Below are 21,065 nucleotides of genomic sequence, written 5' to 3'. Positions count from 1 at the left end.
ACGAAACGGAAGGAGGAAATCTGGGTGGCGAAAACGAAAGAGATCTCCCTGATCGGCGTCCCGATCGATCTGGGCGCGGATCGTCGCGGCGTCGATATGGGCCCGAGCGCGTTGCGGGTCGCGGCCATCGAATCGCGCCTCGCGCAGCTCGGCTATACCGTGTACGACGAAGGCGATTTGGTCGTTCGGAGGCCGAGCGAGTACGGCGACTACGGCCCGAAGCTGAAGTTTCTGGAGGAAATCGGCGCCGTCTGCGACAGGCTGCATCGGGAAGTGTCGTCCGCGATGGAGCGCGGGCGGTTTCCCCTCGTGCTCGGAGGCGACCATAGCCTCGCCTTCGGATCGATATCGGGGGTGCTGCAGCATAAGCGGAGCGTCGGTCTCATCTGGTTCGACGCGCATGCCGACTTGAATACCGACGAGACGTCGCCGTCCGGCAACATTCACGGTATGTCGCTCGCGCTGGCGCTCGGCATCGGGCATCCGAAGCTGACGGCGATCGGAGGCGTCGAGAAGAAGATCGACCCGTCGAAGGTCGTGATCGTCGGCGCGCGTTCGATCGACCCGGGCGAGAGGGAGCTGATCAGGGAGCTGGGGATCAAGGTGTTCTCGATGCACGACATCGATCGACTCGGCATGACGCGGGTGATAGAGGAGACGATCGGCATCGTCCGGGACGGTACCGACGGCGTGCATCTCAGTCTCGATCTGGACGGACTCGATCCGGAGGAGGCGCCCGGCGTCGGAACGCCGGTCATCGGGGGGATGACGTACCGCGAAGGGCATTTGGCGATGGAGCTGTTGTCGGAGGCGGGTTGCGTCGTCAGTATGGATATCGTCGAGGTGAATCCGATTTTAGATCACCGGAACAAGACTGCGCTCGTCGCGGTGGAGCTCGCCGCATCGCTGCTCGGAGTTTGGATTTTAAAACGGCCTTCGGCCGCGGCAACGAGCCGCGGCGTTTTTTTTTTTTTTTTTTCAAAAAAATGGGCGGGAAACAAGCCCATTTTTCCCGGTCCTGAATAACATGGAGTAAAGTTCTGGGCTTGGGGGAATCAGCTATGACGAAACCGATCAAGATGACCGCCGTCGGAGACTCGCTGACGTTCGGCACCGGAGCGCCGGAGATGAAGGGCTTCGTCTGGGTCGTGCAAGACTTATGGCGGTCGAAGCAGCCGCTCGACATCGCGCACCGGAATTTCGGCGTCGTCGGGGCGACGACGGCGGAGACGCTCGAGCGGCTGCTTGCGAACGGGGAGCTGCGACGCGCGGTCGCCTCGGCCGACATCGTCACATTGACGGCCGGAGGGAACGACCTGATCCGGGCGGCCATGCGGATGTACATCCAAGGCGAGACCCGGTCGATGAAGCCGGGGATGCGCGCGTTCGCGCACGCCTATAAGGATCTCCTCGGCGAGCTCGTCGCGGTGCACCGGACGATGGAGCGGGACGCCCGCATCGTCGTGACGGATTGCTATAACCCGTTCCCGCAAGTGCGCGACGCCGTCCTGTGGATCAACTTCGTCAACCGCTGCATCTACCGCAATGCGGCGTCTTACGGCGGCAAGGTGCTCGTGGCGCGGACGTACGACGCGTTCCTCGGACGCGAAGCGCATCTGTTCGCCGACGACGGCGTCCACCCGAACGAGCGGGGCCATCGGATTCTCGCGGAATGCGTCGCGGAGGCGCTGTCGCCGTTCCCGGAAGGGTGGCGGTAGGGACTCCCCCTTCCGTTTCGTTGAAAAGCGGCGCCGGATTGCCTACAATAAGAGAAGATTCGCAATCCGGCTTGACCGACGGGGGAGGAACGAGGAATGACGGATAGCCGAACGGCGGAGCCGCGCAACGCGGACGTCGTCCCGCCTTGTCCGTTCTGCGGCTTCTCGATGAAGTGGTGGATGGCCAAGTGGAAGTGTTTCAACTGCGGCCAATGGAGCGGCTGCTGCGGGGACGAGACGAGCGATCCCGGCGGGTTATGGTGCGACGCGCCGAATATACGAAAGGACGGATGAACATGACGACATATCGCGAAATTACGACGGAAGCGGAATGGAAGGCGGCGCTCGAGGCGTCGGCGGACAAGCCGGTTCTCGTGCTGAAGCATAGCACGCAGTGCCCGGTGAGCAGCGCGGCGTTGGAGGAATACGAGGAGTACTTGAAGGACAAGCCGGCGGAAGGCGTCGACTATGTACTGGTGAAGGTCATCGAAGCGCGTCCGGTCTCGAACAAGATCGCGGAGGATCTCGCCGTGAAGCACGAGTCGCCGCAGATGATCTTAGTGAAGGACAAGGCGAAGTATTGGGCGACGTCCCACTGGTCCGTGACGAAGAAGCATATCCAGGCGGTGCTCGACTAATGCGGAACGCGCCGCTTCGGATCGGGGTCGTCTCCGACACCCATATGTTTTCCCGCGGCGCGAAGCTTCCGGATCTTCTCGTAGAAGGCCTGCGCGGCGTCGATCTGCTGCTTCACGCCGGCGATTTCACCGATCCGGCGGTCGTGCCGCTGCTCGAGGCCGTCGCGCCGCTGGAAGCGGTCGCGGGCAACAACGACGGCATGGACATCGTGCGACGCTTCGGGTATCGCAAGATCGTGGAGGCGGGCGGGCGCCGGATCGGCCTCGTTCACGGCCACGACGGTCCCGGACGGTCGACCGAAGCCAAGGCGGCGATCAGCTTCCGGGACGACCCCGTCGACATCGTCGTATTCGGTCACTCGCACGTGCCTTATTACGAGATGTCGCCGGACGGGGTGCTGTTGTTCAACCCCGGTTCGCCGACGGACAAGCGGCGGCAGCCGCGGTATTCGTACGGGCTGATCGAAATCGGGGACCGGATCGAAGCGGCGCACCGGTATTACGACGACAAAGCATAAAGCCTCCGAGCGGAGGCTTTTACTTTTTCGCCGGGGGCTGGACGGACTTCTCCTCGTATTGCAAGCAAGGCCGCCCGGAAGACGACAATACCGTGACGCTGGGCATCTGTCTCGTCTTGAAGCCGTAGGCTCTGCAGCCACGCGGGTACTGCGGCTCCCAGGTCACGTAGTAATGGCGGCACTTCATGCAGTTGATTCGGCTCGATTCGGTCATGCGTCGTTCCTCGCGATTCTATTTTGTATAACATATTCTAATAGAGCGTTCCGCCTCTGTCTACGAGGAAGCGATGTGTTATAATGTGGGGATGAATATCCAAGTCCGGAGGGAAACCATGATGAGCGCCAGCGAAAACGAATATTTATCTCTTCTGAAACACCTTCTCGAGAGAGGCGATCGCAAGGGAGACCGGACGGGCACGGGAACGATCTCTTCGTTCGGGTATCAGATGCGGTTCGATCTGAACGAAGGCTTCCCGCTCCTGACGACGAAACGCGTTTCCTTCAAGCTGATCGCCAGCGAGCTGCTCTGGTTCATTAAAGGCGACACGAACATCCGTTATTTGCTGCGGCATAAGAACAATATTTGGAACGAGTGGGCATTCAAGAAATGGGTCGAGAGCGAGGAATACGCGGGTCCGGATATGACGAATTTCGGTCTGCGCGCCCCGCGCGACGAAGCGTTCAACGCGCTGTATCAAGCGGAGATGGAGTCGTTCAAGCGGCGGGTGCTCGAGGACGACGGCTTCGCGGCGAAATACGGCGATCTGGGCAACGTGTACGGGAAGCAATGGCGCCGGTGGGAGACGTCGCGCGGCGAGACGATCGATCAGTTGAAGAACGTGATCGAGGAAATCAAGCGCAATCCCGATTCGCGCCGCCTGATCGTGTCCAGCTGGTCGCCGGAGGACGTCGCCCCGCAGCGGGCCGCGCTTCCGCCGTGCCATACGCTGTATCAATTTTACGTCGCCGACGGGAAGCTGTCCTGCCAACTGTACCAGCGGAGCGGGGATACGTTCTTAGGCATCCCGTTCAACATTGCGAGCTACGCGCTGTTGACGCATCTCGTCGCGAAGGAATGCGGCCTTGCCGTCGGCGACTTCGTGCATACGATCGGAGATGCGCATATTTACATGAATCATCTCGATCAAATCGCGATTCAACTCGAACGCGAGCCGAGGCCGCTGCCGACGCTGCGGCTGAACCCCGAAGCGCGCTCCGTGTTCGACTTCGACATGGACGACCTCGAGTTGATCGGCTACGACCCGCACCCGGCGATTAAAGCGCCTGTAGCGGTGTAAGGAGGCGGAGAAACATGGCGGTGGAAATCGCGCTCGTCGCCGCGATGGACGAGCACCGGATCATCGGACGGGACAATAAGCTGCTCTGGCGGTTGCCGGAGGATATGCAATTTTTTCGGAACATCACGAAGGGCAACCCGGTCGTTATGGGCAGGAAGACGTACGAATCGATCGGCCGGCCGCTCCCGGGACGCCGGAACATCGTGCTGACGCGGGATCCGAGCTTCTCGGCCGAAGGCGTCGAGACGGCCGATTCGGTCGAAGCGGCGCTCGCGATGACGGCGGACGCGAGCCGGTTATGCGTCATCGGCGGAGGCGTCGTCTACGAAGCGTTCCTGCCGTTCGCGAACGCGATGTATTTGACGCGGATCGAACACGCCTGGGACGGCGATACCGTGTTCCCGGCGTGGAACGAAGGGGAATGGAGCGTCGTCTGGGAACAACCGGGGCCGACGAATACGGCCAATCCGTACGCTTATCGTTTTCTCGAATATCGGAAGAAATAACGCGAAGGACCGTACGAGGATCGGCATCGAAGATCGATGCGAATCGTCGCGCGGTCCTTTTATTAATGCCGTCGTCTGCGGCTCATTCGCTCGATCGCCGAACGATGCGCGAAATATTCCGGGATCGCGATCAACCCCCCGGCGAGCAGCGCGGCGACGGTGCTGACGTACGCTCCGTCGAAGAGGTACTGGGCGATGTAGATGCCGCCCGCCGCGACGGCCCAATCGGCGGCCGTCGTGAGCCATAACGTGCCTCGCCGCAGCATCGCCGATTCCATGACGAGACCGACGGCGGCCAGCGCAAGGCCGATCAGGACGATGGACCATGCCGTCGGGAAGAACAAGTCCGCCATCATGACGTCGGCTAAGCCGACGAGCGCAGGGACGAGCAGAAATTTAAGAAGCAGCATGAACAATGGAATACCCCCCAGTCGGAAGTTGACTTACTATGCTGTATTGCCTTTTCTCTCCGTCGTTATGCACGCCGCTTCCCGAGAACCGTTCCGGTCCGTTGCGAATATAGTGGGGTAAACGCCTATGTTGACGGGAGGCGCCGTTCAGGAGGAAGGCATGTATCCGGTATATACGTACATCGGGAAAGAAACGAAATGCGAAGAAGCGCCGATCGCGTTCCCGCCGCAGCATCAGCCGCGGCAACCCGGCTTCGAAGCCGCGATGGCGCCGCGTCCGATCGCGGAGAACCCGTATTATACGCCGTCGGGGAAGCTGCGCGGCAAGACCGCGATCATTACGGGGGGAGATTCCGGCATCGGCCGCGCGGTCGCGTACGCGTTCGCGAAGGAAGGGGCGAACGTCGTAATCGTCTACCTCGACGAGCACGAAGACGCCGAGGAGACGGCGCGCCGGGTACGCGAGATCGGCGGCGGGTGTCTCGCGGCCGCCGGCGACGTCCGTCGGTCCGCGTTCGCGGCGGAGGTCGCGCAGCGGACGCTGCAGACGTTCGGCGCGATCGACGTCTTGATCAATAACGCCGCGTACCAGCCGTATCAACCGACGATTCTCACGCTCAGCGACGAGCAGCTGGAGGCGACGTTTCGGACGAATATGTTCGCCTACTTTTACTTCGCGCGGGCCGTCGTCCCGTACATGAAACGCGGCAGCGCGATCGTCAATACGGCGTCGGTCGTCGCATACAACGGCAACAAGGAGCTGCTCGATTACTCCGCGACGAAGGGAGCGAACGTCTCGTTCACCCGCTCGCTCGCGCTGCAGCTGGCGGAGTACGGTATCCGCGTGAACGCGGTCGCGCCGGGGCCGGTCTGGACGCCGCTCACCGTCGCGACGTTCCCCGCGAACGCGATGAAGCAATTCGGCACCGAAACACCGTTGCGCCGGGCCGCGCAGCCGTACGAACTCGCGCCGGCTTATGTGTTTTTGGCGTCCGACGACGCGAGTTACGTCACCGGGCAGACGCTGCACGTGAACGGCGGCATGATGAGCGGGTCATAGGATTTCCGTGATGGAGAGCCTCCTGAGAAGGGGGCTCTTTCATTTTTGTCGGACATCATGCTAGAAAAAAATACCGACAGGCGGAGGATCGCGATAAAAAGCGGCTCTTGGAAGGCATTGGCAGGACCGTGGAGGAGATGGGAGGAAAAAGGAGTATTCATCGCATAATTTTATGTGAGCGGACATGAAGCGGCTTGAGCCGGATATACGGAGAGATACGCAGGGTGAGCATCCGCTGGAAGTATGTTACCATTTGGAATGTCCATAAGGATTAGTTATAGATCCTACGCTTGTCTTTCAAGGGAGTCATACATAAGTGGGGTTTATAAAATTCATTTTTCAGGAGGGTGCTTGTGAGAAAAGGGAAAAAGTGGATCGGGTTGTCGTTGTGTGCGGCGTTGATTACGGTGACGGCGGCGTGCAGCCAGACGACCGGCGCCGGCGAGACGTCTACGCTGGAACGGGCGAAGGCGGAGGGGAAAATCGTCATCGGCTTCGCGAACGAAAATCCGTACGCCTACGAGACGGCGGACGGCACGTTAACGGGCGAAGCGGTCGAGGTCGCCAAAGCGGTGTTCGCGGAGCTCGGGATCGACGAAGTGGAAGGCAAGCTGGTCGACTTCGGTTCGCTCATCTCCGGATTGCAAGCGCAGCAATTCGACGCGATTACGGCGGGCATGTTCGTGAACCCGGACCGATGCGCCCAAGTGGCGTTCGCGGATCCGGAATACCGCGTCGGCGAGGCGCTCGGCGTCAAACCGGGAAATCCCAAAAACTTGCATAGCTATGAGGATATCGCCGCCGATAAGGGCGTGAAGGTCGGCGTCATGGTCGGCGCGATCGAGATCGAATACTTGAAGACCGCCGGCGTCGCGGACGACCAGATTGAGATCCTGAACGATCAGCCGGCCGTCGTCGCGGCTTTGAACGCGGGGACGATCGACGCGGTCACGATGACGGGACCGTCGCTGCAGGCGTTCATCGATTCGGGTCAGGCCACGGAGCTCGAACGGGTGGCCGATTTCAAGCAGCCGGTCGTGGACGGCGAGGAAATATGGGGCTACGGCGCGACGGCGTTCCGTCTCGGGGACGAGGCGTTCGCGGAAGCGTTCAACGCGGAGCTGAAGAAGCTGAAGGACAGCGGCCGGCTGCTCGAGATTATCGGCGAGTTCGGATTCACGGAAGCCGAGCTGCCGGGCGACATGACCGCGGCGCTGCTCTGCGGGGAATAACGGACCGATGCCGGCGCCCTTCGATCTGCTTCCCTTGTTCGGGAAGGGCATTCTCGTTACGCTGCAGCTCGCGGCCGCCTCGGCGGCGCTGGCGTTCGTCGTCTCCTTCGTCGCCGGGCTGAGCCGACTCTCGAAGCTTCGAGTTCTGCGCTGGGTTACCGCAGGGTACGTGGAGACGTTCCGAGGCTCGTCGCTCCTGGTGCAGATGTTCTGGTTCATGTACGCGTTCTCGATTTTGACCGAGATGCGGAGCATGCCGCCGTTCCTCGCCGGGGCGCTCGCGATCGGCCTCAACTACGGCGCGTACGGCTCGGAGATCGTCCGAAGCGCGGTGAAGGCGGTGCCGACGGGGCAGACGGAGGCGTCGGTCGCGCTCAACTTCACGGCGTTCCAGCGGATGAGGCTCGTCATCCTGCCGCAGGCGTTCCGGATGATGCTCCCGTCCTTCGGCAATCTGCTCATCGAGCTGCTCAAGGCGACGTCTCTCGCTTCGCTCATCACGATCGGCGACATGACGTATCGGGCGAACGTCATCAATAACACGCTATACCGAACGGATGAAATATACTTGATTTTGCTGCTTTTGTACTTTGTCATCGCGTATCCGCTGCTGCGTCTGACCCGGTGGTACGAACGGAACGCGTCGGCGGGGAGGTCGTAGCGCATGGCGGAAAAATGGAGCTGGACCGCGGTTTCCGAGCTGCTCCCGTTGCTGCTCGAAGGCGCGAAGACGACCGTGGTCATCACGATCGCGGGGTTTCTCGTCGCGGCGATCTTCGGCTTGCTGTTCGCGATGCTGCGGAGATCGTCCTCGAAGATCGTGTCGAAGGCGAGCGGGCTCGTCATCGACTTTATCCGGTGCACGCCGCTGCTCGTTCAGGCGTTCTTCCTATACTTCGCGCTGCCGGAAATCATTCAGGTGCGCATCGATAAATACGCCGCCGGCATCGCGGCGCTCGGGCTTCACTACGCGACATACTTGTCGGAAGTGTACCGCGCGGGCATCGACAACGTGCCGAAGGGGCAGTGGGAAGCGTCTCGAGCGTTGAATTTCGGCAAGGCGCAGACGTGGCTGCGGATCGTGCTGCCGCAGGCGATCCCGCCGATCGTGCCGGTGATGGGCAACTATTTCATCATGATGTTCAAGGAGACGCCGATCCTGATCGTCATCGCGTTGCCGGAGATGCTGCTGCAAGCGAAGCTGTACGGCTCGGCGAATTTCCGGTACATCGAGGCGTATACGATGGTCGGACTCATATTCTTATTGCTCAGCCTGCCGTCCTCCTATCTGTTCCGCCGATTGGAGACGAGGCTGAATCGGAGGTGAGAGGTACCATGACAACGTCCCCAATCGTGACGTATCGCGGCGTCGAGAAGAGCTTCGGCGATCTCGCGGTGCTGCGAGGCGTCGACCTCGACATCTACCCAGGGGAAAAGGTGGCCGTCATCGGACCGAGCGGGTCCGGAAAGACGACGATCGCCAGACTGCTTATGACGCTGGAGGAGCCGACGGCGGGCACGATCGAGGTCGACGGCGAACCGCTCTGGCAGGAACGCCGCGGAGAGCGAACCGTCCGGGCGAGCGAAAAGCATCTGCATCGGCTCCGAGGCAGCATCGGCATGGTGTTTCAGCATTTCAACCTGTTTCCGCATATGACGATTCTCCGCAACTGCATGGAGGCGCCCGTGCACGTGCTCGGGCTGGGCAAGGCGGAGGCGAAGGCGCGGGCGATCCGGATGCTCGAGAAGGTCGGCCTCGCGGATAAAGTCGACGCGTATCCCGCGCAGCTGTCCGGCGGCCAGAAGCAGCGCGTGGCCATCGCCCGGGCGCTCGTCATGAAGCCGAAGATCATGCTGTTCGACGAGCCGACGTCCGCGCTCGATCCGGAGCTCGTCGGGGAAGTGCTGAGCGTCATCGCGGAGATCGCCGCGGAAGGCGAGATGGCGATGCTGCTCATCACGCACGAGATGGCGTTCGCGCGGGACGTCGCCGACCGCGTCGTCTTCTTCGACGAAGGACGCATCGTCGAAGAGGGGCCGCCCGAGCGGATCTTCGATGCGCCGGAGAGCGAACGGCTGCGAACGTTCCTGCAGCGGTTTCGCGGGCAGCCGGAGGCGATGGGCGAAGCGAAGGAGGTTGCCGTTCCATGACGTTGGAAGAGGTCGACATTCGAACGCCGACCGAGCGGGACGGAGGCGACATCTGGCGCGCCGCGCGGGATGCCGGCACACTCGACGTGAATGCGCCTTATAGCTATCTGTTGCTCGGGAAGCATTTCGGCGGGACGTCCGCCGTGGCGAAGCGGGGCGGGAAGACGGTCGGCTTCGTGACCGGGTTTCGCCCGCCGGGGAAGCCGGATACCTGGTTCGTCTGGCAAATCGGGGTGGATGCCGAGGCGCGCGGGCAGGGAATCGGGCGCCGGCTGCTGGAACACGTGCTCGGTCGACCGGACAATGCGGACATCCGCTATCTGGAAGCGACCGTGTCGCCGTCGAACGCGGCGTCGCGTTCCTTGTTCTTCGGCTTGGCCCGAAGCCTCGGGCTGGATTGCGATATTTCGGAAGGGTTCCCCGCGGAGCTGTTCCCGGACGGGGCGCACGAGAAAGAGGAGTTGTATCGGATCGGACCGTTCACATACCAATCTTAAGGAGATGAGTTCATGAGTATGCAAACGTTGGCGAAGACGGAATCGTCGTTAGACATCTTCGAGAAGCTGGAATCCGAGGTTCGCAGCTATTGCCGGGGGTTCCCGACGCTGTTCGCGAAGGCGCGCGGCTACACGCTTTGGGACGCGGAAGGGAAGGCGTACCTCGACTTCTTCGCCGGCGCCGGCGCGTTGAATTACGGGCATAATCACCCGACGCTCAAGGAACGGCTCGTCCGGTACGTGATGGACGACGGCGTGACGCACAGCCTCGATATGGCGACCGAGGCGAAGCGTCGGTTGCTCGCGACGTTCGACGAACTCGTGCTTCGTCCGCGGAAGCTGGACTATAAGGTTATGTTCCCCGGACCGACGGGCACGAACGCGGTCGAAGCCGCATTGAAGCTGGCCCGCAAGGTGAAGGGACGCCAGACGATTCTAAGCTTCACGAACGGGTTTCACGGCATGACGCTGGGCTCGTTGGCCGTGACGGGCAACGGCTTCAAGCGCGGCGGCGCCGGCGTGCCGCTGACGAACGCCGTATCGATGCCGTTCGACGACTACTTCGGCGACGCCGCCGATACCGCGGCTTACATCGAACGATTCCTCGAGGACGGCGGCAGCGGCATGGAGATCCCGGCGGCGGTCATCGTCGAGACGGTGCAGGGCGAAGGCGGGCTGAACGCGGCGTCGTTCGGATGGCTGAAGCGGATCGAGGCGATCTGCCGAAAGTTCGACATGCTCCTCATCGTCGACGACATCCAAGTCGGCTGCGGCCGGACCGGTACGTTCTTCAGCTTCGAACCGGCAGGGATCGAGCCGGACATCGTGACGCTGTCGAAGTCGATCGGCGGATACGGTCTGCCGCTGGCGCTGACGCTGCTGAAGCCGGAGCTCGACGTATGGTCGCCGGGCGAGCATAACGGCACGTTCCGCGGCAACAATCTGGCGTTCGTGACGGCGGAGGCGGCGCTCCGGGAATACTGGGCGGACGGCGCGCTGGAGGCCGAGACGATCCGCAAGAGCGAGCGAATTCGGAAGTTCCTGACGGATATGATCGAGAAGTACCCCGCGCTGCAAGGCGCGCACCGGGGACGCGGCTTCATTCAGGGCATTGCCTGCGGCGCCGCCGAGCTGGCGGGGGACGTATGCAAGGAGGCGTTCGCCCGAGGCGTCATCATGGAGACGTCCGGTCCGAACGACGAAGTGTTCAAGCTGCTGCCGCCGCTCATTATCGACGACGAAGGACTGAACGACGGATTCGCGCGCATCGAGGCGTCGATCGCCGCGGCCGTCGCCAAGCGAAAGGGGATCGAACGCGAATGATCGTAAGAAACCTGAAGACGATTCAAGGCACGGAGCGGGACGTGAAGGCGGAGACGTGGGAGAGCCGGAGGCTCGTCCTGAAGGACGACGGCGTCGGATTTTCCTTGCACGACACGGTGATGTACGCCGGAACGGTTACCGACATGTGGTACAAAAACCATATCGAAGCGGTGTATTGCATCGAAGGCGAAGCGACGCTGCTGGATCGAGAAACCGGCGAGACGCACGAGATCGTTCCCGGCACGATGTACTTGTTGAACGCGCACGATAAGCACCGGATCGAAGTGAAGAAGGATATGCGCGTCGTCTGCGTCTTCAATCCCCCGTGCACCGGGCGAGAGACGCATGACGAGGAAGGGGCTTATCCGCTGCTTACATAGGCGAGTGCGAACCATTTTCCGAAAAGGAGAGGATGGGAAAAATGACGACGAAAGACACCGTAATCGACTTGTATCCGTCGCGGGTCGAGGCGCAGCCGCGCATCTTGGAGCGGAAGGACCCCGTCGTGTACCCGAACGACTTCGAAGGTCCGCTGACGAAGGATGATTTGACCGCGTACGAGGCGGACGGCTATTTGTTCGCGGAAGCTTTCTTCAGCGAAGAGGAGACGGCGGCGCTGCAGAACGAGCTTCGGCGTCTGCTGGCGGAAAGCCGAGGCGTTCGGAAGCCGGAAATCATCTTGGAGCCGGACGGCGACGAGGTGCGGTCGATCTTCGCCGTGCATCGCGACAATGTAGTATTTCGGGCGTTATCGGAGCACCCTAAGCTGGTGAACGCCGTGCGACAAATCTTAGGCAGCGACGTATACATCCACCAATCGCGCATTAATTTCAAGCCGGGGTTCAAGGGGAAGGAATTCCAGTGGCATTCGGATTTCGAGACGTGGCATACGGAGGACGGCATGCCGCGGATGCGGGCGCTCTCGTGTTCGATCGCGCTCAGCGACAATTATCCGTTCAACGGACCGTTGATGGTGATCCCGGGGTCGCATCGACATTTCGTCGCATGCGTGGGGGAGACGCCGGAGAACAACTACGAAAGCTCGCTGCGCCGACAAGTGTTCGGCGTGCCGGACGAGGAGAGCCTGACCCGGCTCGTCGAGCGCAGCCGCATCGAGCAGCCGGCCGGACGCGCGGGCTCGATCGTCTTCTTCGATTGCAACATCATGCACGGTTCGAACAGCAACATCACGCCGTATCCGCGGAGCAACGCGTTCTTCGTATACAACAGCGTCGAAAATAAACTCGTGGCGCCGTTCGCTTCGCAGCGGCCGCGGCCGGACTATATCGCGACAAGGGACTGATTCGACATCATGTGGCAAGCGCTCTCGTTCGCGCTCATCATTATCGGGATCAACGTCGTGTACGTATCGCTCTTCACGCTTCGCATGATACTAACGATCAAAGGACAGAAGGCCTTGGCCTCTGTCCTTTCGGTCATGGAAGTGTTCATATACTTAATGGGGTTGACGCTCGTCTTGGACCGTCTCGACAATCCGTGGAACGTCGCGGCGTATTGCCTCGGCTACGGAGTAGGGGTATATTTGGGCGGCCGCATCGAAGAGCGCCTCGCGCTCGGATATTCGCAGGTGCAAGTCATCGTCGATTCGCTCGAAGCCGAGCTGCCGCCGATGCTGCGATCGCTCGGATACGGCGTTACGTCTTGGGTCGCCGACGGGAAAGACGGGAAGCGCCTCATGATGCAGGTGTTGGTCAAGCGGAGCAACGAGAAGCGGTTGCTGGAGCAGCTGAACGAACTGTCTCCGAAGGCGTTCATCGTCTCGTACGAACCGAAGTTTTTCAAGGGCGGCTTCTGGGTGCGGCGCATTCAGAAGTAGCTCTTATTTTTTGTAAATTTCCCGCATCACATGGCGAAGCTCGGGCACGATGATGCGCGTCATTGCCAGCTTCACCGCGCCGCTAGACCCCGGCGTGGAGAAGACGGCCGTCCGTCCGACGACGCCGGCGACGGCCCGGCTTAGAATCGCCGCGGCCCCGATATCCTCCGCGAAGCTGAGATACCGGAAGATTTCGCCGAATCCGGGCATCTCCTTGTCCAAAGCGTCCCTCACGGCTTCGTACGTCGTATCCCGCGGCGCGATGCCGGTCCCCCCGTTGAACAATACCGCTTCGACCGCATCGTCGGCGGATGCGGCTTCGATCATGCTCCGGATCTGATCGTATTCGTCCTTGACGATCTCGTACCGGACGACCTCGTAACCGGCCTCCAGCAACAGCTCCTTCATCAGTGCTCCGCTCTTGTCGGTCTCCGGCGTCCGCGTATCGGATACGGTGACCACCATGCACCTCACGCTGGAGGGGGCCTCGCTTCGATGCTGCTCGACGGATGTCGGTTCGTTGGAATTGGACATCGGCTAGTCTCCTTTGGTTCAATAGAGTTGGAACGATAGGGTAACTATACCAAAACGCGAGGCGGGAAGGAACTATGGACTTGGCGACGGCAAGCGAGCTCGGACAACGGCTGCTGGATAAGTACGGTCTCGAGCGGGAGCATGCGCTTCATGTGGAGCGATTATCGGCGCGGTTGTTCGAGGGGGTGCGCGGCACCGCCGGGTTCGCGACAGAGCATCTCGGGTTGCTGCGCTTCGCCGCCTTAACGCATGACATCGGCCATTATATCGACGAGCGGACCCATCATCTGCATAGCGCGTATTTGATCCGACGCGACGCATGCATGCGGGAGCTGCCGGAGCGCGAACGCGACGCGGCGGCGTGGCTGGCGCTCAATCATCGCAAGCGGAAGCTGCTGGAGCCGGATCGGTATCCGGGGAAGGAACGAAGGCTGATGGGCAGGCTTGCGATCGTGCTGCGGCTCGCCGATGCGCTCGACTACGAGCATCGGCAAGAGGCGAGCATCGTCTCCGTCGAGATGGGGGAAGACGGGCGCGGGTGGATCGTGCGTACGGCAGGATTCGATCTCGCCTTGCATCGGGATCGGATCGGCAAGAAGCTGTCGTTCGCCGCCGCATTCGGTTGGGACCGCGTGCGAGTGGAATCGGGCGCATAGTTCGCCGACGAGGTTATTATCCTTTTACGGTTAATAGGGGCGAGGCAGATGGTTTCCTACAACAGGTACGGCAATCCGAACGGACCGCTACTGCTATTCTTGCACGGAGGCGGCGTAGGCGGGTGGATGTGGGATCGGCAGGTTCGATATTTCGGCGATTATGATTGCGTCGTGCCGGAGCTCGTAACGGGGGACGAGAGATTCTCTATCGATTCGTGCGCGAAGAAGTGGCTGCGGTTCATCGAGGCGCAGGCGCAAGGGAGACGTGTGATCGTTGCAGGCTTCTCGCTCGGGGCGCAGGTGCTCGTGGCGATGCTTAGCTCGCAGACGGGCTCGCAGCGCATTCACGACGCCATGATCAACAGCGCCTTGGTCGGAGGGATTCCGCACGCCGGCGCGACGATCCGGTCGATGAAGCTCGCCATGCCGCTGGTCAAGCGGAGATGGTTCGCTAAAATTCAAGCGAAATCGATGTACATCGGGGACGACGATTTCGAGCGGTACTATCGAGACACCGTTCAGATGAGCTGGAAGACGTTCGCCGAGGTCATGACGGAAAACATGTCGTTCACGATTCCGGACGGCTATTCGAAAACGGAGACGAACGTCCTCGTCACCGTCGGCGCCCGAGAGAAGGGCGTCATGAAGCGGTCGATGGACGAGTTAGTCGCGAGCCATCCGAATAGCGTCGGCATCGTTATTCCGGATGTAGGTCACGGAGCTCCCTTGGCGAAGCCGGAATCGTTCAACCGGCTTCTCGAGGCGTGGATCCGCGGGGAACCGCTCCCCGCGCGGTAGGGCCGCCGCCCGTCATTTTCCCAATCTCCCTTGTTCGGTGCCCGCGCCCGTGAACGTATGTTTCACGGCGTGGACGACCTCGTCCATCCGCTCGTCGAGCTTCTCCTCGCGTTCCTTCCGTTCGCCCTTCCGCGACGATTCCGATTTCTTCATCGTGATCCGCTCCTTCCATCGATTCGTGTGGTATACGCTTCCCCAAACGGGGGCGAATCATGCGACGCCCGATTTGTGCGCTCACAACGGACGTCATATAATAAAGATCGTCATCCGATTCCAAGGAAAGGGGCCGCCCCCATGTTCGAAGTGCTTGTCGCATTCGCGTTATGCCTGATCTGGGGATTGGTTTACGTCCGCACGAGGCTGGGATTGCCGACGATCCGGGACGTCCCGTCGGGGCTGCCGCTGCCCGCGCAGCCGCCCCTCGTGTCCGTCGTCATCGCCGCGAAGGAGGAGCAGGAGAACATTCAGGAGACGATCCGCCATCTGATGCGGCAGACGTACGCCCGGCTCGAAATTATCGCGGTGAACGACCGTTCGAGCGACGCGACCGGCGCCCGGATGGACGCGCTGAAGGCATGGTCGGACAAGCGTCCCGAGCAAGGACCGGCGCTTCGCGTCATTCACATTACCCAACTGCCGCAAGGTTGGCTCGGGAAAAATCACGCGTTATACCAAGGTTATTTGCAAGCGAGAGGCACGTATTTGCTGTTTACCGATGCCGACGTCCGGTTCGAGCCGAACGCGATTCGCGACGCCGTGGCCTACGCCATGCAGCAGGGCGCCGATCACGTGACGCTCCTTCCGAAGCTGGAAGCGCGGACGTTCTGGCTTAGGGCGTTTGTGCACTATTTCTTGTTCAGTTTGTGTTTGCTCGTTCCGCCGTGGATGGGCAATGACGATACGCAGCGGAAATACGGCATCGGCGTCGGCGCGTTCAATTTGCTGCGCCGGGAAGCGTACGAAGGAATCGGCACGCATAAAGCGCTGTCGATGCGGCCCGACGACGATCTTCGGCTCGGCATGCTCGTGAAGCGGGGCGGGTGGAAGCAGCGGGTGATGACCGGAACGAAGCGGATCGCGGTCGAATGGTACCCGACGCTGTCGGACGCCGTGCGCGGTCTCGAGAAAAATTTGTATTCGGGATTCGGGTATCGTCTCCCGATGGCGCTCGCGGCGATGTTCGGGCAATTGCTGTTATTCGCCGTGCCGTTGACGGCGCCGGCATGGAGCAGGGGGCCTGCGCTCGTCTTGTTTTTGCTCGCGGATGCGTTCCTCGTCATCGTATATTTGCGGCATGTGCGCCGGTTTAACGAAGAACGGGGAATCGAGGCGGTGGCTCTGCCCGCGTCCGTCTTTATGCTAGTATGGGTTCTAGCTCGATCGGTAGGGCTTGCCCACGCGCGGAAGGGCGTTTATTGGAGGGGGACGTTTTATTCTCTAGAAGAGTTGAGGCGAATGTTTCAGTGAATGGAAGCGAACGACCGCTCCAACCCGGTCATTTATTCGTATTATTGTTCGTATGTATCGCCGCCGGCTACAACCAAGGCGCCTTGCTCCCGTTGCTGACCGTATTGCTCGAGCGGGAGGGCGTCTCGGCCGGCATGAACGGTTTGAACTCGACGGCGTTGTATATCGGGACGTTCGCGACGATGTTTTTCATCCGCCGTCCCGTCGCCCGTTTCGGCTATCGCCCCGTCATCGCCGCCGGCCTGATCCTGGCGGGCGCCGCCTCGTTCGCGTTCCCGTTCTGGAAGACGCTGGCCGCGTGGTACGCGCTCCGGCTGCTCGTCGGCATCGGAGACAGCGCCTTGCACTTCGCGACGCAGCTGTGGATCGTGACGACGAGCCCTCCGGAACGTCGCGGCCGATACATCTCGTTGTACGGGATGTGCTACGGCATCGGCTTTAGCATCGGGCCTCTAGGCATGAACGCATTAAAGCTGGGCGAGACGGCGCCGTTCGCGCTGATCGCCGCCTTCATGGCGCTGGCGCTGGCGCTGCTCTATCGGCTTCCAGGGGCGAAGCCGTTCCAAGAGGTTGGCGACAAGGGCGGCGGCGGCGTCCGAACCGTCTACCGTTACGCTTGGTTCGCGCTGATCCCGGCGTTCCTATACGGCTATATGGAGGCGTCCATGAACGGCAACTTCCCGATCTACGGTTTGCGCGTCGGCTTCCCGGAAGCGCAGGTGTCGCTGCTGCTGCTGACGATCGGTCTCGGCAGCCTGGCGCTGCAGCTGCCGCTCGGGGCGCTCAGCGACCGCATCGGGCGCAGGCCGGTGCTGCTGGCGTGCGGTCTCGTCGGCGGCCTCGCGTTCGCCTGCGTGCCGCTGGCGGGCGAACGCGTCATCGCGGTCGCCGCCTTATTCGCGCTCGCCGGCGGTCTCGTCGGTTCGTTCTTCTCGTTGGGTCTTGCATACGCGGCGGATTTGCTGCCGAAGGGGCGATTGCCGACGGCCAACGTCGTCGCGTCGATTCATTTCAGCGTCGGCAGCATCCTAGGTCCGTACTTGGGCGGGCTCGGGATCGAGCACGCATCAAGGTCGAGCATGTTCTGGCTGCTCGGTTCGTTCTTCCTGATCTATGTGATCGCCGGCGCCGCGTTCGCGAAGCCGAATAACGGAAAAAACCTCCCGACGTCCGGATGACGTCGAAAGGTTTTTTTTGCGTGGCGAGGAACGTCAATAACGTTCCGGCAGCGCTTCGAGATATGCGTCGTTCATCTGCAGCAGCCGCATGATTCGAACGAAATCGTCCTTATACAGCATCGGATCCGCCTCGAGCGCCGGGTCGGTCACCGACAACGGAATGACCGTGCCCTCGCCGAACGTCTCCCCGGAAATATACATAATTTCGTCGTTGTAGAACGACCCCGTCGGCAGATAGAAGCGGCTGCCCAAGATGTTGTCGGTCGAATTCAGCAAGTCTTGCCCGAACTGTACGTGACTCGACAGCGAGATGCCAAGCAGGTTGGCGGCGGTCGCCATGAAGTCGATCTGTCCGCCGAGCTTCTCGCTGACGAAGCCTTCGTCGGTAAAGCCCGGCACGGTGACGATGTACGGGATGTTGTGAACGGTGCGCGGGTCGTATTCGTGACCGAGCGCCTGCTCCAGCAGCTTCCGATCGTCTTCCTTCAGCGAATGGGCCGACACGCCGAAGTGGTCGCCGTACACGACGAGCATGGATTGCTCCCAGAGGCCTTCGGCCTTCAGCGCCGCGATGAATTCGCCGAGCGCGCGGTCCGAATAATTCGTCATCTTGACGTAGTTGCCGATATCGGTGCCTTCCCATTCTTCGGGCAGCTCGATCATCTCCTTCGATTCCGGGGGAATGAAGGGATGGTGCGAGCTCTGCGCGATCAAGTGCGCATAGAACGGCTTGCGATTCGCCTTCAAGTTGGCGAGGAGCGGCATCGTCTTCTCGTATAACACTTCATCCGACGGACCGAACGCGATCATGTCTTCCTGTCCGAAGTACTCCATGTCATAGTAACGTCCGAATCCGAGCGCCGGGTACAGCTGGATCCGGTTCCAGAACTTCACATCGTTCGTGTGCAGCGTGAACGTCTCGTACCCGCGGTCGGCCAACAAGCGAGGCAGACTCGGGAGCTTCTTGCTGCCGTACGCTTGGGAGGCGGCTTGCTGCGCGGGCGGATAGAAGCCCGTGTTGACGATGAATTCCGCATCGGACGTATTGCCTTGCCCGATCGACTGGTACACGTTAGAGAAGTAGTAGCTGTCTTCGATCAGATCGTTCAGGTTCGGCGTGATTTCCTTGCCGCCGAGCTTCATGCCGATCAGAAAGTTTTGGTACGATTCCAGCTGCACGACGATCAAGTTGCGACCTTCGGCCGCCCCGAAGCCGAAGGGGCTCGCAGGCAGTTCGACGTTCTTGACCGAACGGACGGCGTCCGGCGTAATCGGCTCCGCGCCGGCGCCTGCGGCGTTGGCGTTCGCGACGCCCGTGAAGATCGTATGCAGTTCATAGCTGACTAAACCCATTCGTTCCGCTTGCTTCAGCTCGTTCAAGAGCGAGCCGTAGAACAGTCCGTACGCGACGATCGTCGCGGCGGATACTCCCCAGATCGCGCCGAGCGCCCGGACGTTCGGACGAACGGCGGCGAACTTCGGCGCGGCGCGGAACAGCCGCAATGCGAAATACAACGCGAAATCGGCGAAGTAAAGCAAATAGAGCGGCTGCAGCAGGTCCAAAATACTGTCGCTGACGTCGAGTACCTGGTGCGCTTGCATGAAAGCGTGGTACGTCACGACGATGCCGAACTGTCGGAAGTAGACGATCACGGAAACCATCGCCGCCGACAGGATCGCGTTCAGCGCGAAGTAGGCCAGCAGCTTCTTGCGCTCGTTCCGGAAGAATATCTCGACCGGAATCGTAAACAGCAGAAGCGAAGGAACGGCCACCTTCAAGCAATCCAACGGATTCAAGTTGTCGAAGATGAAAAATTGCAGTCCGTAATATTTCAATATCAAGACGAGCGTAAACGCGACGATCGGCGCGGACGCATAAGAAAACAAACGTCTCATCGTGAACAATCACCCCACTCTTTCTATCTATAAACGCACGATGAACGAACAATGTTTTCATTATAGCGGACTGCGTTCGAATTGCAACGGACATAAGAAGGGGGATTTGCCCGACCAAAGGCCAAATCCCCCTAATATTTCCACCGATCGATGCCGTTTGCAGAATTGCTGTCTTATGATCGCCGTAGCGAGGATTCCCGAACGACGAGGCGATGGGGAATGATGTGGCGAAGCGCATGGGACGGATGCTCGTGTTGAATGAAGCGAATCAATTCTTGGGAAGCGGTGTATCCTAACTGGTAAATCCCGATATCGATGCTGCTGATCGGAGGCGTCGCCAGCTCCGAGAAGACGATGTTGTTGAAGCTGACGAGGGCGATATCCTTCGGCACGCTGTATCCGAGCTCGACGAGCCCTCGAAGAATGCCGAACGTGACGACGTCGTCGACGACGACGAGCGCGGTCGGACGTTCCGGCAAGCCCATAAGCAGCGACATCGCCCGATACCCGCTCTCCTGTAGAAATTCGCCTTCCACGATCCAATCGGAACGTACCGGCAGATGGGCTTCCCGCACCGCCTTGGTATATCCTGCGAGGCGATCCCGCGAGACGATCAAATTCGGGGGGCCGCTCACGAAGCCGATCCGTTCGTGCCCCTGCGAGATGAGATGGCGCGTAGCGTCGTACGAGGCCTGAACATTGTCGTTGTCGATCGTCAGGATGTCGGGGTAATCCTCGTTGCGGCCGATGATCGCGAACGGGAAATCCGCTTCTTTCAGCATCGCGATGACGGGATCGTTCGCTCTCGAATACAGAAGCAGAATGCCGTCGACGCGGCGCCCCCTCACAAGGCGCGTGACCGTCTCCAGCTCTTCGCGTTCGGTCGTGCCGGTCGCCATCAACAGATCGTACCCGGACCGGGTCGATTGCGTGACGATGCCGCGGATCACTTCCGAGAAGAACAGGTTTTGAAACAGCTCGTCCGCCGGGCGAGGCAAGATGACCGCGATCGTGCTCGTCGTCCGAGAGACGAGGCTCTTGGCCATCATATTCGGATGATAGCCGATTTCGTCCATCACCTTCCGGACCCGAAGGGACGTCTCCTCGCTGATGCGGGGGTGATTCGAGATGACGCGAGAGACGGTCGAGGGAGAGACCCCGGCGCGTTTCGCCACGTCTTTAATGGTAACGGTCATGATGACCAACTCCTAGAGGATTGAATTCGTCGTGTGCAATCGTTTTCACCTTCATTTCATCTTACAGCAGAATAAGAGGAATGTAAACGGGGGTAAGAAGGGGAGAAAAGCGGTTAAAAACGAACGATACGGGAGAGTTCATTTGTATAATG

Annotated in this window: 27 protein-coding genes; 21 read left to right on the top strand and 6 right to left on the bottom strand. The window is 60.7% G+C overall.

Features of this window, described 5'->3' with window-relative positions:
- Window positions 1-24 precede the first annotated feature (24 nt).
- The 5 genes from rocF (at window position 25) to RIN49_RS01695 (ending at window position 2,874) form a co-directional block, all read left to right on the top strand.
- On the top strand, window positions 25-1,026 hold the full coding sequence (gene rocF, locus RIN49_RS01715) for an arginase (protein ID WP_309118428.1): 1,002 nt from the start codon (window positions 25-27) through the stop codon (window positions 1,024-1,026).
- Between the two features lie 35 nt (window positions 1,027-1,061).
- Window positions 1,062-1,718, top strand: coding sequence for an SGNH/GDSL hydrolase family protein (locus tag RIN49_RS01710; protein ID WP_309118427.1), 657 nt, complete (start codon window positions 1,062-1,064; stop codon window positions 1,716-1,718).
- Window positions 1,719-1,814: 96 nt separating this feature from the next.
- Window positions 1,815-2,012: a hypothetical protein gene (locus RIN49_RS01705; RefSeq protein WP_309118426.1), complete on the top strand. Its 198-nt coding sequence runs from the start codon at window positions 1,815-1,817 to the stop codon at window positions 2,010-2,012.
- A gap of 2 nt (window positions 2,013-2,014) precedes the next feature.
- Complete coding sequence (gene ytxJ / locus RIN49_RS01700; RefSeq protein WP_309118425.1) at window positions 2,015-2,356, top strand: bacillithiol system redox-active protein YtxJ; 342 nt, start codon at window positions 2,015-2,017, stop codon at window positions 2,354-2,356.
- Window positions 2,356-2,874, top strand: a complete 519-nt coding sequence (locus tag RIN49_RS01695) for a metallophosphoesterase (RefSeq protein WP_309118424.1) — start codon at window positions 2,356-2,358, stop codon at window positions 2,872-2,874. The genes ytxJ and RIN49_RS01695 overlap by 1 nt, the downstream gene beginning before the upstream one ends.
- Before the next feature lie 19 nt (window positions 2,875-2,893).
- On the opposite strand, the gene RIN49_RS01690 is transcribed toward RIN49_RS01695, so the two are convergent.
- Complete coding sequence (locus tag RIN49_RS01690) at window positions 2,894-3,088, bottom strand: uracil-DNA glycosylase (RefSeq protein ID WP_309118423.1); 195 nt, start codon at window positions 3,086-3,088, stop codon at window positions 2,894-2,896.
- Between the two features lie 121 nt (window positions 3,089-3,209).
- Between RIN49_RS01690 and RIN49_RS01685 the strand changes: the two genes are divergently transcribed.
- Together RIN49_RS01685 and RIN49_RS01680 are read left to right on the top strand one after the other, a co-directional pair.
- On the top strand, window positions 3,210-4,172 hold the full coding sequence (locus RIN49_RS01685) for a thymidylate synthase (RefSeq protein WP_309118422.1): 963 nt from the start codon (window positions 3,210-3,212) through the stop codon (window positions 4,170-4,172).
- Between the two features lie 14 nt (window positions 4,173-4,186).
- Entirely contained in the window at window positions 4,187-4,678 is a 492-nt protein-coding gene (locus RIN49_RS01680) for a dihydrofolate reductase (protein WP_309118421.1), read from the top strand.
- 62 nt (window positions 4,679-4,740) lie between these two features.
- Here the strand turns inward: RIN49_RS01680 and RIN49_RS01675 are convergent, their stop codons facing one another.
- Window positions 4,741-5,088 (bottom strand): hypothetical protein, encoded by a 348-nt coding sequence (locus tag RIN49_RS01675; RefSeq protein ID WP_309118420.1) that lies wholly within the window; start codon window positions 5,086-5,088, stop codon window positions 4,741-4,743.
- Window positions 5,089-5,248: 160 nt separating this feature from the next.
- Between RIN49_RS01675 and RIN49_RS01670 the strand changes: the two genes are divergently transcribed.
- The 10 genes from RIN49_RS01670 to RIN49_RS01625 all read left to right on the top strand — a co-directional run bounded on the left by RIN49_RS01670 (window position 5,249) and on the right by RIN49_RS01625 (window position 13,188).
- Window positions 5,249-6,148: a glucose 1-dehydrogenase gene (locus RIN49_RS01670; protein ID WP_309118503.1), complete on the top strand. Its 900-nt coding sequence runs from the start codon at window positions 5,249-5,251 to the stop codon at window positions 6,146-6,148.
- A 353-nt stretch (window positions 6,149-6,501) separates the two neighbouring features.
- Window positions 6,502-7,380: an ectoine/hydroxyectoine ABC transporter substrate-binding protein EhuB gene (ehuB, locus tag RIN49_RS01665; RefSeq protein WP_309118419.1), complete on the top strand. Its 879-nt coding sequence runs from the start codon at window positions 6,502-6,504 to the stop codon at window positions 7,378-7,380.
- A 7-nt stretch (window positions 7,381-7,387) separates the two neighbouring features.
- Entirely contained in the window at window positions 7,388-8,041 is a 654-nt protein-coding gene (ehuC, locus tag RIN49_RS01660) for an ectoine/hydroxyectoine ABC transporter permease subunit EhuC (protein WP_309118418.1), read from the top strand.
- Window positions 8,042-8,044: 3 nt separating this feature from the next.
- Window positions 8,045-8,707: an ectoine/hydroxyectoine ABC transporter permease subunit EhuD gene (gene ehuD / locus RIN49_RS01655; protein WP_309118417.1), complete on the top strand. Its 663-nt coding sequence runs from the start codon at window positions 8,045-8,047 to the stop codon at window positions 8,705-8,707.
- An 8-nt stretch (window positions 8,708-8,715) separates the two neighbouring features.
- Window positions 8,716-9,531, top strand: a complete 816-nt coding sequence (gene ehuA, locus RIN49_RS01650) for an ectoine/hydroxyectoine ABC transporter ATP-binding protein EhuA (protein ID WP_309118416.1) — start codon at window positions 8,716-8,718, stop codon at window positions 9,529-9,531.
- The gene (gene ectA, locus RIN49_RS01645; protein ID WP_309118415.1) at window positions 9,528-10,028 is read left to right on the top strand and encodes a diaminobutyrate acetyltransferase; all 501 of its coding nucleotides are present in this window, start codon (window positions 9,528-9,530) and stop codon (window positions 10,026-10,028) included. The genes ehuA and ectA overlap by 4 nt, the downstream gene beginning before the upstream one ends.
- A gap of 12 nt (window positions 10,029-10,040) precedes the next feature.
- A complete protein-coding gene (gene ectB / locus RIN49_RS01640; protein ID WP_375295194.1) occupies window positions 10,041-11,351 on the top strand; it encodes a diaminobutyrate--2-oxoglutarate transaminase in 1,311 nt (436 codons plus the stop codon).
- On the top strand, window positions 11,348-11,731 hold the full coding sequence (locus RIN49_RS01635) for an ectoine synthase (protein WP_309118414.1): 384 nt from the start codon (window positions 11,348-11,350) through the stop codon (window positions 11,729-11,731). The genes ectB and RIN49_RS01635 overlap by 4 nt, the downstream gene beginning before the upstream one ends.
- Before the next feature lie 32 nt (window positions 11,732-11,763).
- Complete coding sequence (gene thpD, locus RIN49_RS01630) at window positions 11,764-12,654, top strand: ectoine hydroxylase (RefSeq protein ID WP_375295193.1); 891 nt, start codon at window positions 11,764-11,766, stop codon at window positions 12,652-12,654.
- A 9-nt stretch (window positions 12,655-12,663) separates the two neighbouring features.
- Complete coding sequence (locus tag RIN49_RS01625; RefSeq protein ID WP_309118412.1) at window positions 12,664-13,188, top strand: DUF2179 domain-containing protein; 525 nt, start codon at window positions 12,664-12,666, stop codon at window positions 13,186-13,188.
- Window positions 13,189-13,191: 3 nt separating this feature from the next.
- Here the strand turns inward: RIN49_RS01625 and RIN49_RS01620 are convergent, their stop codons facing one another.
- Window positions 13,192-13,722 (bottom strand): MogA/MoaB family molybdenum cofactor biosynthesis protein, encoded by a 531-nt coding sequence (locus RIN49_RS01620; protein WP_309118411.1) that lies wholly within the window; start codon window positions 13,720-13,722, stop codon window positions 13,192-13,194.
- Between the two features lie 74 nt (window positions 13,723-13,796).
- Between RIN49_RS01620 and RIN49_RS01615 the strand changes: the two genes are divergently transcribed.
- The gene (locus RIN49_RS01615) at window positions 13,797-14,378 is read left to right on the top strand and encodes an HD domain-containing protein (RefSeq protein ID WP_309118410.1); all 582 of its coding nucleotides are present in this window, start codon (window positions 13,797-13,799) and stop codon (window positions 14,376-14,378) included.
- 48 nt (window positions 14,379-14,426) lie between these two features.
- Window positions 14,427-15,176, top strand: a complete 750-nt coding sequence (locus tag RIN49_RS01610) for an alpha/beta fold hydrolase (protein WP_309118409.1) — start codon at window positions 14,427-14,429, stop codon at window positions 15,174-15,176.
- A gap of 12 nt (window positions 15,177-15,188) precedes the next feature.
- Here the strand turns inward: RIN49_RS01610 and RIN49_RS01605 are convergent, their stop codons facing one another.
- Complete coding sequence (locus RIN49_RS01605; RefSeq protein ID WP_309118408.1) at window positions 15,189-15,329, bottom strand: hypothetical protein; 141 nt, start codon at window positions 15,327-15,329, stop codon at window positions 15,189-15,191.
- 141 nt (window positions 15,330-15,470) lie between these two features.
- On the opposite strand from RIN49_RS01605, the gene RIN49_RS01600 reads away from it, so the two are divergent.
- Window positions 15,471-16,643: a glycosyltransferase family 2 protein gene (locus tag RIN49_RS01600; protein ID WP_309118407.1), complete on the top strand. Its 1,173-nt coding sequence runs from the start codon at window positions 15,471-15,473 to the stop codon at window positions 16,641-16,643.
- A complete protein-coding gene (locus RIN49_RS01595; protein WP_309118406.1) occupies window positions 16,640-17,821 on the top strand; it encodes an MFS transporter in 1,182 nt (393 codons plus the stop codon). Before RIN49_RS01600 ends, RIN49_RS01595 begins: the two co-directional genes overlap by 4 nt.
- Before the next feature lie 33 nt (window positions 17,822-17,854).
- Here the strand turns inward: RIN49_RS01595 and RIN49_RS01590 are convergent, their stop codons facing one another.
- Both RIN49_RS01590 and RIN49_RS01585 read right to left on the bottom strand, forming a co-directional pair.
- Window positions 17,855-19,717: an LTA synthase family protein gene (locus RIN49_RS01590; RefSeq protein ID WP_309118405.1), complete on the bottom strand. Its 1,863-nt coding sequence runs from the start codon at window positions 19,715-19,717 to the stop codon at window positions 17,855-17,857.
- 173 nt (window positions 19,718-19,890) lie between these two features.
- Window positions 19,891-20,913 (bottom strand): LacI family DNA-binding transcriptional regulator, encoded by a 1,023-nt coding sequence (locus RIN49_RS01585; RefSeq protein ID WP_309118404.1) that lies wholly within the window; start codon window positions 20,911-20,913, stop codon window positions 19,891-19,893.
- Between the last annotated feature and the right edge of the window lie 152 nt (window positions 20,914-21,065).

This window comes from Paenibacillus sp., from assembly GCF_031177825.1.
Taxonomy (GTDB): Bacteria; Bacillota; Bacilli; order Paenibacillales; family YIM-B00363; genus Paenibacillus_AE.
Note: the sequence above shows the minus strand (reverse complement) of the source record. Positions and strands in the feature narration are given on the sequence as shown.

Bases quoted from the DNA above. Each gene is read 5' to 3' on its own strand.
- RIN49_RS01710 (WP_309118427.1), top strand. From the start codon at position 1,062: ATGACGAAACCGATCAAGATGACCGCCGTCGGAGACTCGCTGACGTTC.
- RIN49_RS01705 (WP_309118426.1), top strand. From the start codon at position 1,815: ATGACGGATAGCCGAACGGCGGAGCCGCGCAACGCGGACGTCGTCCCG.
- ytxJ (WP_309118425.1), top strand. From the start codon at position 2,015: ATGACGACATATCGCGAAATTACGACGGAAGCGGAATGGAAGGCGGCG.
- RIN49_RS01695 (WP_309118424.1), top strand. From the start codon at position 2,356: ATGCGGAACGCGCCGCTTCGGATCGGGGTCGTCTCCGACACCCATATG.
- RIN49_RS01690 (WP_309118423.1), bottom strand. From the start codon at position 3,088: ATGACCGAATCGAGCCGAATCAACTGCATGAAGTGCCGCCATTACTAC.
- RIN49_RS01685 (WP_309118422.1), top strand. From the start codon at position 3,210: ATGAGCGCCAGCGAAAACGAATATTTATCTCTTCTGAAACACCTTCTC.
- RIN49_RS01680 (WP_309118421.1), top strand. From the start codon at position 4,187: ATGGCGGTGGAAATCGCGCTCGTCGCCGCGATGGACGAGCACCGGATC.
- RIN49_RS01675 (WP_309118420.1), bottom strand. From the start codon at position 5,088: ATGCTGCTTCTTAAATTTCTGCTCGTCCCTGCGCTCGTCGGCTTAGCC.
- RIN49_RS01670 (WP_309118503.1), top strand. From the start codon at position 5,249: ATGTATCCGGTATATACGTACATCGGGAAAGAAACGAAATGCGAAGAA.
- ehuC (WP_309118418.1), top strand. From the start codon at position 7,388: ATGCCGGCGCCCTTCGATCTGCTTCCCTTGTTCGGGAAGGGCATTCTC.
- ehuD (WP_309118417.1), top strand. From the start codon at position 8,045: ATGGCGGAAAAATGGAGCTGGACCGCGGTTTCCGAGCTGCTCCCGTTG.
- ehuA (WP_309118416.1), top strand. From the start codon at position 8,716: ATGACAACGTCCCCAATCGTGACGTATCGCGGCGTCGAGAAGAGCTTC.
- ectA (WP_309118415.1), top strand. From the start codon at position 9,528: ATGACGTTGGAAGAGGTCGACATTCGAACGCCGACCGAGCGGGACGGA.
- ectB (WP_375295194.1), top strand. From the start codon at position 10,041: ATGAGTATGCAAACGTTGGCGAAGACGGAATCGTCGTTAGACATCTTC.
- RIN49_RS01635 (WP_309118414.1), top strand. From the start codon at position 11,348: ATGATCGTAAGAAACCTGAAGACGATTCAAGGCACGGAGCGGGACGTG.
- thpD (WP_375295193.1), top strand. From the start codon at position 11,764: ATGGGAAAAATGACGACGAAAGACACCGTAATCGACTTGTATCCGTCG.
- RIN49_RS01625 (WP_309118412.1), top strand. From the start codon at position 12,664: ATGTGGCAAGCGCTCTCGTTCGCGCTCATCATTATCGGGATCAACGTC.
- RIN49_RS01620 (WP_309118411.1), bottom strand. From the start codon at position 13,722: ATGTCCAATTCCAACGAACCGACATCCGTCGAGCAGCATCGAAGCGAG.
- RIN49_RS01615 (WP_309118410.1), top strand. From the start codon at position 13,797: ATGGACTTGGCGACGGCAAGCGAGCTCGGACAACGGCTGCTGGATAAG.
- RIN49_RS01610 (WP_309118409.1), top strand. From the start codon at position 14,427: ATGGTTTCCTACAACAGGTACGGCAATCCGAACGGACCGCTACTGCTA.
- RIN49_RS01605 (WP_309118408.1), bottom strand. From the start codon at position 15,329: ATGAAGAAATCGGAATCGTCGCGGAAGGGCGAACGGAAGGAACGCGAG.
- RIN49_RS01600 (WP_309118407.1), top strand. From the start codon at position 15,471: ATGTTCGAAGTGCTTGTCGCATTCGCGTTATGCCTGATCTGGGGATTG.
- RIN49_RS01590 (WP_309118405.1), bottom strand. From the start codon at position 19,717: ATGAGACGTTTGTTTTCTTATGCGTCCGCGCCGATCGTCGCGTTTACG.
- RIN49_RS01585 (WP_309118404.1), bottom strand. From the start codon at position 20,913: ATGACCGTTACCATTAAAGACGTGGCGAAACGCGCCGGGGTCTCTCCC.